This window comes from Aurantimonas sp. A2-1-M11, from assembly GCF_036549475.1.
Lineage (GTDB): Bacteria > Pseudomonadota > Alphaproteobacteria > Rhizobiales > Rhizobiaceae > Aurantimonas.
Genome location: NZ_JAZHLI010000121.1, coordinates 1 through 6,389, shown reverse-complemented (window position 1 = coordinate 6,389; position 6,389 = coordinate 1). Strand labels below are relative to the sequence as shown.

5 protein-coding genes are annotated in these 6,389 nt (G+C 62.2%); all 5 read left to right on the top strand.

Annotated features, from left to right (window positions below; all coding sequences use genetic code 11):
- The coding region (locus tag VQ042_RS24305) for a relaxase/mobilization nuclease domain-containing protein (RefSeq protein ID WP_331822850.1) at positions 1-1,740 on the top strand (1,740 nt) is incomplete at its 5' end.
- A 125-nt stretch (positions 1,741-1,865) separates the two neighbouring features.
- Entirely contained in the window at positions 1,866-2,084 is a 219-nt protein-coding gene (locus VQ042_RS26215) for a ribbon-helix-helix protein, CopG family (protein WP_442880222.1), read from the top strand.
- A complete protein-coding gene (locus VQ042_RS24300; RefSeq protein WP_331822849.1) occupies positions 2,081-3,982 on the top strand; it encodes a DNA methyltransferase in 1,902 nt (633 codons plus the stop codon). The genes VQ042_RS26215 and VQ042_RS24300 overlap by 4 nt, the downstream gene beginning before the upstream one ends.
- A complete protein-coding gene (locus VQ042_RS24295) occupies positions 3,969-6,092 on the top strand; it encodes an N-6 DNA methylase (RefSeq protein WP_331822848.1) in 2,124 nt (707 codons plus the stop codon). Before VQ042_RS24300 ends, VQ042_RS24295 begins: the two co-directional genes overlap by 14 nt.
- Positions 6,089-6,334 carry a hypothetical protein gene (locus VQ042_RS24290; RefSeq protein WP_331822847.1) on the top strand — a complete coding sequence of 82 codons (246 nt, stop codon included), beginning with the start codon at positions 6,089-6,091 and terminating at the stop codon, positions 6,332-6,334. Before VQ042_RS24295 ends, VQ042_RS24290 begins: the two co-directional genes overlap by 4 nt.
- Positions 6,335-6,389: the final 55 nt, after the last annotated feature.

Here is a 6,389-nt window from a genome sequence, read left to right as displayed (position 1 = left end):
GCGGCGGAATCCCGCCAAACTGTCGATGACAAACAAACGATTGAAGGCCGGGTGGAACGAAAAATTCCTCGTCAGCCTCATCTCGTGAAATTCAACTCACCCGATTCCCCTGTCGGTTTGACGGGTCAGCCCCGCGCCCTGGTGTTCCACATCAAAGAGGGGCGCGAGCACTGTCATATCGTCTGGTCGCGCATCGACGCGCAGGCTGGCAAGGCCATCCACCAGCCATTCGATCATGAAAAGCTGATGATGGTCACGCGCGAATTCGCCCGCGATCATGGGCTGACCCTTCCTGCCGGCTATGAGCGCGGGGGTGATGCTAGGCGCAAGAAGTCGCTCTACGAGACCCAGCAGGAGCGCAATTCCGGCCTCACCAAAGAAGAGCGCATGGCAGCGGTGACGGCGGCGTGGAAGCGCAGCGACAGCCCGCGCGCCTTCGTGCGGGCGCTGGAAGAGATGGGCTATGTGCTCGCCACCGGCAACCGGCCCTACGTGCTGGTCGACCTGTACGGCAACATGAATGCGCTGCCAAAACTGATCGACGACCGTAGCATCCGCACGAAAGACATCCGCGCTTTCCTGGAGCGGGATTTTCCGCCGGAGACACTGCCTACCGTCGATGAGGCCAAGGCCCTGGTGGCATCGCACCGCCAAGCGCGTGAGGATTTTGTCAAATCCGGGCGCGATGCCAAGAAGCTCGATCTTCTAAAAGCAGCGCAGACAGCGCGCAGGGAGAAGGTCGAGGCGGCCCAAGCCACGATGAAGGCGCGGCATCGGCACGAGGTCGGCGTGCTTTCGCAGGAGCAGCTGACGGCGCGGCGACAGTTACGCACGCGCTATCTGGATGAAGCCCGACGCCTGAAGGAGGCCCGCACCGCTGCGAAGCCGACCGGGCTGGCGGCGTTTCTGGGCCGGGTTACGGGCGTCAGCTTTGTCATCAGCAAGCTACACAAACATCGTGATGCACAGCGCTACGCCGCCTTCCAAGTGGAGAGGGCAGCTCTTGCGGAGCAGCAGGCAGAAGCGCTGCGTGTGCTGGAGCATCGGCATACTTTGCAGGCGATCGATGCCGCACGCGAGGTCAGGGCGCTGGTGCAGATCGAAGCGCGCGAGCTCAAAAGCTATGAGGTGACGCAGCGCAAACAGGAGCGGATTGCGCAGCGCCAGGGGCACGACCACATGCCAGCGCTTAATCTGGCGCTGAAGCCGAAGGGGCGAGCGGCCGTGCCGCACAAAGCGAAAGATCGCTACCGAGCGCGCGATCAGCAGCGTGATAATGATCTGCATGATGACCGGCAAAAGGGCCAGGATGTCGCCATCACCATCGACCGGCATCCTGAAGATGATCGCAGTGACCTACGCAAGGCGTTTGGCACGGCGGTCAATAAGCCGGCCGAGAAGGCGCAGGATCAGCAATCAGGTAAGGGTGAGAGCGCGCGCGGCGGGCGTGGTGGTGATGGTGGTGAAGGTTCTGTTCGTCGGCGGCAGCGGACGCGGCGGCGGGACAGCGAGATCGCCGTGCCAAAGGATCAGGCGCCGATGTTTGAAACTCCGACGCCGGCGTTGCCGGAGCCGCACTGGACCGAGCTGCCGCTGGCGAATGAGTTCCGGGAGGCGGCACGGGACCGCGATGAAACGGGCGGTGAGAGCGGAACGGGCGGGCGGCGGATCAAGCCGTCACGTTCGAAGCGGGGGAATGAGCGTGGGGACGATGACCGGGACTTCGAGCGTGAGCGATGACGTTGGATATGCTTATGAAAACGCGGAAGAACAGCCTATACCTGTGAGTCAAAGTGATGCAATGTGTTGCAATTCGACTCACATCCGGCTAGGGTGAACAATACGGGAACATTAGCAGGTCCACCATGAGTGATCGATCAAAAAAACTCGGCCCCCGGGTCACCGTCAGTGTCACACCCGGAGATTACGACACGCTGAACACGCTTGCGAACAAGGATGATGTATCCGTGTCGTGGGTCATACGGCGCGCCATCAACGAATATCTGCGGCGGCATCATCAGCCGGCGCGTGCTCTACGGCGGCCGGCCCCCGAAAAGCGACCAGCAGCACCGGAGCGCACATGAAACAAATGAATATGCCGGGGGAGACCGATCGCATGCAACACATCCAGCCCAAGCCACGTAAGTCAGTGCCGTCAATGCCGGAGAAGTCCCTGGACGCGCTGTACCGGCGACCGCTGGCCGCAAAGCGCACCGGAGCCCTTTATGGGGCATTTCCGTATCCAACAAAAATCTCGCCGGAAGCGATTGCCCTCTATATCGCCGCCCACACAAAACCCGGCGACACGGTGTTCGACGGATTTGGGGGCAGCGGGACCACTGGCCTGGCCGCATTGCTTTGCGAACGGCCGACGGATGAACTGCGCGCCGAAGCGATCCGGCTGGGCCTGAATGTACAATGGGGTGCCCGCAATGCCATATTGTATGAACTGGGTGCGCTCGGCGCGTTTGTTGGGCGAACGCTGACCAATCCGCCTGATCCCGTTGCCTTCAGGAAGGCCGCCGAAGACGTGCTGGCCGCCGCCGAGAGCGAAGACGGCTGGATGTACGAAGCCCTCGATCCATCCGGTGAGAAGGGCTCTATCCGGCATCTGATCTGGAGTGACAACCTGCGCTGCCCCGGTTGCAACAGCGTTGTCGCGTTGTGGGATGCATGCGTTTCACTCGACCCGGCTGAAATTTCCTCGACCTTCTCTTGCCCGAAATGCCGTCATGAAAGCCCGATGGATGAGGTGCAACGGGTCACTGTGCAGGAGCGCGACGACGTTCTGGGCGACAAGCGCGCCTTGCGCGGACGCACGATGGCCCGTGTGTATGGTGCAACCGGGAAAAAACGCTGGTCTCGTCCGGCTACAGCGGCCGACCTAGCCCTCCTGAAAAAGATAGATGCCGAACCGATCCCGACTTCCGTGCCGCAGGCACTCATCCCGTGGGGTGATCTCTACCGCAAGGGCTACCATCAGGGGATTACGCACGTTCATCATTTCTATACGCGGCGCAACCTCATCATTTTCGCCCGCATGTGGGACCGCGTGGAATCCTATCGCGGCGCGCTCCGCGAAGGGTTGCGGTTCTGGCTGCTGAGCTACAACGCGGCCCACGGCACGATCATGACGCGCGTCGTGGCAAAATCCGATCAGAAGGACCTGGTCGTCACCAGCGCGCAACCCGGCGTTCTCTATGTCAGCGGCCTGCCTGTTGAGAAGAACTTCTTTGCCGGATTGCGGCGTAAGCTGACAACGATTTCGCAGGCGTTCGAGATCATTGATGGCAGCAGCGGAAAGGTCGAAGTCGTTCAGGGTTCAAGCTGCAAAGTCGGGCTGCCTTCCGGGAGCATCGACTATGTGTTCACTGACCCGCCCTTTGGAGCCAATATTCCGTACGCGGAACTCAGCTTCATAAACGAAGCGTGGCTTAAGAGATTCACTGACCGGACGGACGAGGCCATTGTCAGTCCCGATCAGGACAAATCTATCAAAGAATACCAGGAGCTGCTTACCCGGTCATTCAGCGAAGCGCGCCGGATATTAAAGCCCTCCGGCAAGGCCACGATGGTATTCCATTCTGCTTCCGCCGACGTGTGGAATGCGTTGCAACGCGCCTATCAGGATGCCGGTTTTGATGTTGAATATGCGGGGGTTCTCGACAAGAAGCAGGGCAGCTTCAAGCAGGTCACGACGCAAGGGGCCGTGCGTGGTGATCCCGTGCTTCTGCTGGGACCGCGCCGCAAGGCCGTGAAGAAGGTCGAAGGGGACGATTGTGTCTGGACGGTTGCCACAGCCTTGCATCGCGCCGCTTCCGCCGCGCATGACCCGGACGAAGTCACCGCGCAGAGGCTTTACTCGCGACTTGTGACGCACTTCCTCAGCCGTCACAAGCAAGTGCCGCTCGACGCTGATGTCTTCTACCGCTGGTACGCGGAACAACCGATGCCGGGAGTTTTATGCAGTGTCGGCGACTGACGCCGTCGGCGCGATCAGGTCCTCAGCCCGGTCCTTTGAGGAAAGTCTGCCTCCGGCGCAGCGGAAACGTCTGGGGCAGTTTTTCACCGGCCTGCCGCTAGGGACGCTCCTGGCGCACCTCGCGCTCGATCAGGATTGCCGCGCTGTGATCGACCCGATGGCCGGTCACGGCGACCTGCTCGACGCTGCCGCCATGACGGCGCGGACGCGGGGATTTCAGATTGAGCGGCTGGACGGCGTAGAGCTTGACCCCAACACAGCCGCCTTCTGCGGACGCAGGATGACAGCCTTGCAGGAAGATGGCGCTGTCACCGGCTCCCGCATCGTCACGGGCAGTGCTTTCGATCCTTCCAACGTGGCCGCGTTGCATGCTCCCGGCTACGATCTCGTCATCACCAATCCCCCTTACGTGCGCTATCAGTCGCAAAACGGCGACGGCGCGGGCGTTGATGACGTGCGCCGGGGCCTTTCCGCTGTCGTGGGCGCGCGCGTATCAGGCGACGAGCGGGCGCTCTGGCAGACTCTCGTTGAAGGGTATTCCGGCCTTGCCGATCTCTCGGTGCCGTCATGGCTCCTGTCCGCCCTGCTGACGCGGCCGGGCGGCCGCTTGGCACTGGTTGTTCCTGCCACATGGCGCTCGCGAGACTACGCGGATGTCGTGCGCTACCTGTTGCTGCGCCTCTTTCGCCTTGAGTTCATCGTCGCCGATACGCAGCCGGGCTGGTTTTCCGATGCGTTGGTACGCACGCATCTTGTGGTCGCGCGGCGGCTGCCGTGGGATGAGGCGGCAGCGCCGCTGGCTGGCCGCACGTCATGGCCGTCCGCTTGCTGGCTGCAAGTCGCGCCGGAGGCGGCCAGCGGGGCGTCTCTTGTCGGCCGCGCTTTTCCCGGGCCGGAATCAGAGCGGGACTTCGCAGACTGGGCAGTCGCGATGTCCCGGGAGGTGCAGGGGATAGAGAGCCGTCCGTTTGCGCTGCATGAGGAATGGCGCACACTGGAACAGCGGCTGGGACGCAAGGGCTGGTTTCAGAAAGCAGAGGACCGGCGCGACACGCTGCCGCTTTTTTCATACGGCGATGCAAGACCGGCAGCAGTGCCGGAAGGATTGCGGGACATGCTGCCCCTCGACGCTGCCCCGGCACATCTCCAGACGCTCGAACAAGCAGGCATCCGGGTCAGTCAGGGCCTGCGTTCGGGATGCAACCGGTTTTTCTATTTGACGATTGCCGGCGACGATGACGGCGAAACCGTTGCTGTTGAAGCATCGGGCAGCTTCCAGAATGTGCGGTTCCGCGTTCCTGCGGATGCGTTGCGGCCCGTTCTCCATCGCCAGGCAGATATGTCGGCGTTTATTCGCGGCCACTTGCCGCCGACCCGTGCGCTTGATCTGTGGCAGTGGGTTCTGCCGGAAGACCAGGCAGTGGTCGCGCGTGCGGCGGAGGCATACCGCAAGCGTGACGAATCCGCGCCCCATGTCATGCCCGCCGAACTGGCGGCCTTCGTGACGCGGGCAGCCCGCCTTGCACCGGACCCGAAAGAACCCGCCCGTTTCATCCCCGATCTATCGGCCGTTCGCACCAATATCCGCCGGCCGGCCGACGGACGCGATATCCCCCGTTTCTGGTACATGCTGCCGGCTTTCACCCCCCGCCATCTGCCCGCGATCTTCACGCCCCGGATCAACCACGGGACGCCGGTGGTCGCACTCAACACGCAGCCGCCGATCCTGATTGACGCCAATTTCTCGACGATGTGGCCGGAGCAGAAGCGGTGGACGCGCCATGCTCTCTACGCCTTGTTCAACAGCAGTTGGTGCCGCGCGGCTATGGAATCAGCAGGGACGCCGCTTGGCGGCGGCGCGCTCAAACTGGAAGCGACGCACATCCGTCAGGTCCCGGTTCCCGTATTGTCTGACAGCGACTGTCAGATGCTTGAGGCGCTCGGGCAGCAATTGGCGGCATCCGCGCCGTCAGCCCAGCACCAGATCGACATGTTCATCCTGAGCGCGGTGCTGCCCGGCCTCCATGAAAAAGACCTGAAAACGGCGGCGCGGCATATCGAAACCCGCCTCCAAGCCGCCTGTGCCGCCCGCCAAAGGATCGCGTCATGACCGCTGATATCGCCCGTATAAGTGAAACGATCGGACGTTGCCGAATGTTGCGCGACGCTGGGCATGTCGAAGCGGTGCTTCGCGCGGAATTCCAGGGCCGGTTGCGGCTGATGTTTCCAGACAGCGCCCATGAAAACTGGATCAACAATTATACAGAAGGCGCGGAAGCGCACACCAAGGTCGGCATGGGGGATGTCCCGATCGATGTTGAACTTCTGAAGTGGCGGCGTTGCCCGCCTTGAGCCGGTAGGCTCGGGGTGTCGAATCCACTTCGGAGAGCAACGCCATGAAGAAAGA